This window comes from Mesorhizobium sp. M7A.F.Ca.US.006.04.2.1, from assembly GCF_004022915.1.
Taxonomy (GTDB): Bacteria; Pseudomonadota; Alphaproteobacteria; order Rhizobiales; family Rhizobiaceae; genus Mesorhizobium; species Mesorhizobium ciceri.
The window spans coordinates 1-2,774 of record NZ_RZQA01000843.1 but is presented as its reverse complement, the minus strand read 5'-3'; the positions used below and the strand labels follow the sequence as shown (position 1 = coordinate 2,774).

Genomic DNA, 2,774 nt, shown 5'->3' with positions numbered 1-2,774 from the left:
GGAGGAACTCAAGGCGGCGGCGATGTTGCCGATGACGAAGAACACCAGCGTCCACAGGATGACGCGGCGCCGGTCCCATTCGCCGGTCAGCGTCGCGAGAATCGGCGTGCCGACCGCATAGGCGAGCGCGAAGGCGGTAATCAGCGTGCCGGCCAGCGGAATGGAGATGCCGGCATCCGCCGCGATGTCGGGCAGAAGGCTGGAGATGACGAAGCCTTCGGTCGAGATCGTGAACGATCCGAGCGCGAGCCAGAAGAGGCGCTTGTCCATGGCGGGATGTCCTTAGTTCAAAAGTTATTGAACAATTGGACATAACAGGGCATCATGTCAATGAAGCCAGGGAAAAATAGCTGAACCTTCCTGACAGCCCTGTGTCAGCACAGGCCGGGCGGGGTTCGCGCGAGACGGAGAAAGGCCACGTGGAGCCAACAATGATGGATGCGTTGAAATCGGACCCGACTGTGCTTAGTTTCGAGCCATGACCTTGCCACACCCCAATACGGACCAGATCAGCCTGCCGATCGTGCTTGGCGTGCTCGGCGACCCGACGCGGCTTGCCATCGTGCGCTATCTCGCCAGCAAGCAGGGCGTGCCGCTGAACTGCAGCCAGTTCCTCGATTTCGGCTCGAAGACCAATCTGAGCTACCACCTCGCCAAATTGCGCGAGGCCGGCGTCACCCGCGCCGAGGTGGTCGGCACCAACCGCATGATCACACTGCGCCGCGCCGATCTCGACGCCCGCTTCCCCGGCCTGCTCGACAGCGTCATCGCCGCCGCCGGCGACGATCCCGCACTGCCGGCGGTTGGCGGCCACGATATCGAAGTGCACGCCCGACCCTGAAGGACTTGGGTTCCTCGCCCACGAACGTGGGGAAAAGGAAAAGCGGCGTCACACAGGAGCTTCCCGAAATGCGCATCGCCGTCCTCGCCGACATCCACGGCAATGTGCTGGCGCTCGACGCCGTGCTTGACGACCTGCGCCGGCGCGGCGGCGCCGACCTGACCGTCAATCTCGGCGACAGCGTTTCCGGCCCGCTATGGCCGCGCGAAACGATGGAACGGCTGCAGGCGCTGAACCTGCCGACGGTGCGCGGCAACCACGACCGCCTTGTTGCCGCCGACCCCGCTGATGACACCATGTGGCCCTCCGACGTCTATGCGCAGGAGCGGCTGACCGAGGCACAGCGCCAGGTGCTGTTCGCCCAGCCGTTGACGCTGGAGATCGCACCCGGAATCATCGCTTTCCACGCCCGTCCCGACCATGACGAGAAATATCTCATTGATACGATCGCCAATGGCCAGCTGGTGCGCGCGCCGCTGACGGCGATCCGTCGGCGGCTGAAGGCGCTCGACCCGGCTTGCCGCATCGCGCTGTGCGGCCACAGCCACCGCGCGGAACTGATCCGCGTCCCCGACGGTCCCGTCATCTTCAATCCGGGCAGCATCGGCTGCCCTGCCTATGACGATTCCACGCCGCCGGCGCATGTCTCCGAGCAGGGCTCGCCGCATGCGCGCTACGGCATTGTCACCTCGGGCAGCAACGGCCAGCCTGACGGCTTCGAGGCCATCGCCGTCGACTACGACCACGAGGCGGCCGCCAGGCAGGCCGAACAAGCGGGCCGGCCGGAATGGGCTCACGCGCTCAGAACCGGGTTCATGCCCCTGCCCGGCTGAAGGCTGGCGAAACGGCGGCCCGAATTTTCGGGCTTACATGGCGCCGCGTCGTCCCTTATAAAACCGGCCGGGCTTGCGGCGGGCTCGATCCGCCGCGGCACGGTATCAGCGCACGGCCAAACGATGAGGCGCACAGTTACGCTCCGAACAAACCTCCATGCGCTGATTGCTGCTCCGCTGCTGATGACGGCGTGGCCGGTGATTGCCCCCGCTATGGCTGAAGAGATGGCCCAAGAGGCGCCGGAGCTCGTCATCTCCGTCGTCACCGGCCTGGCGCCGGACGACCTTCTCAAGGTCCGCACCACCGCATCGCCGGTCGCCACGGTCGAGGCGCGGCTGAGCAGCGGCGACATGGTCACCAATCTCGGCTGCAACGACATCAACGGCTACAAATGGTGCAAGGTCGAAAGCACGGGCAAGGAGAAGCTGAGCGGCTGGGCGCCGGCGCGCTATCTCATCCCCCTCAATCCGAACCCCTATGTCGAAGGTGAGCCAAGACCGGCCGGTGCGCCGGTGATTGCCTCCACCGGCAGTGGGGCCGAGCAGGCCTCGGCACCGGACCAATCGCAGGCCACCGGCTCAGCCGACAGCGCGCCGGTCGCACCGCCCGACCTGACGGCGCGGCTTGGCGGCGCCGGTCCGGCAGCCGAAAGCACGCCGAAATCGGCCGCGGAAATCGGCCACGCCGCCATGCAGGATGCGTACCTACTGGCGCTGGCGGCGCCTGACGTCCCGCTTGATTCCACTCCGACGCTGGCTTCTGGCCCCGAAATTCCCTGCGCCCGCTATGTCGGCCAGCCGATGGAGCGCTGCAAGGTCAGCGTGGTGCACAGCGCCGACAAGGCGAACATCACTGTGACCTGGCCCGATGGCGGCACGCGCATCATCTCTTTCCGTGCCGGCCAGCCGGCCGGTTCCGACGCGCCCGGCGACTTCCGCTTCACCAGGGAAGGTAGCCTCAACATGATCCGTGTCGGCGTCTCGGAGCGGTTTGAGATCACGGATCAGTTGGCGCTGGGGAATTAGAATTCAGGGGAGTAAGGGAGCAGGGAATAAGGGAGTGTGTTTGGAATTCTCTCGAACCCACCCTATTCCCCTGT

Annotated in this window: 4 protein-coding genes; 3 read left to right on the top strand and 1 reads right to left on the bottom strand. The window is 65.6% G+C overall.

What is annotated here, in order from left to right; translation table 11 throughout:
- A partial coding sequence (locus EN925_RS31020) for an MFS transporter (RefSeq protein WP_164894501.1) occupies nucleotides 1-270 on the bottom strand: 270 nt, incomplete at its 3' end.
- A gap of 208 nt (nucleotides 271-478) precedes the next feature.
- Between EN925_RS31020 and EN925_RS31015 the strand changes: the two genes are divergently transcribed.
- From EN925_RS31015 to EN925_RS31005, 3 genes are all read left to right on the top strand, one after another.
- Nucleotides 479-841 carry a helix-turn-helix transcriptional regulator gene (locus tag EN925_RS31015; RefSeq protein WP_013530112.1) on the top strand — a complete coding sequence of 121 codons (363 nt, stop codon included), beginning with the start codon at nucleotides 479-481 and terminating at the stop codon, nucleotides 839-841.
- A 68-nt stretch (nucleotides 842-909) separates the two neighbouring features.
- Nucleotides 910-1,674 (top strand): metallophosphoesterase family protein, encoded by a 765-nt coding sequence (locus tag EN925_RS31010; RefSeq protein ID WP_127370366.1) that lies wholly within the window; start codon nucleotides 910-912, stop codon nucleotides 1,672-1,674.
- A 123-nt stretch (nucleotides 1,675-1,797) separates the two neighbouring features.
- Entirely contained in the window at nucleotides 1,798-2,700 is a 903-nt protein-coding gene (locus tag EN925_RS31005) for an SH3 domain-containing protein (protein WP_164766115.1), read from the top strand.
- Nucleotides 2,701-2,774: the final 74 nt, after the last annotated feature.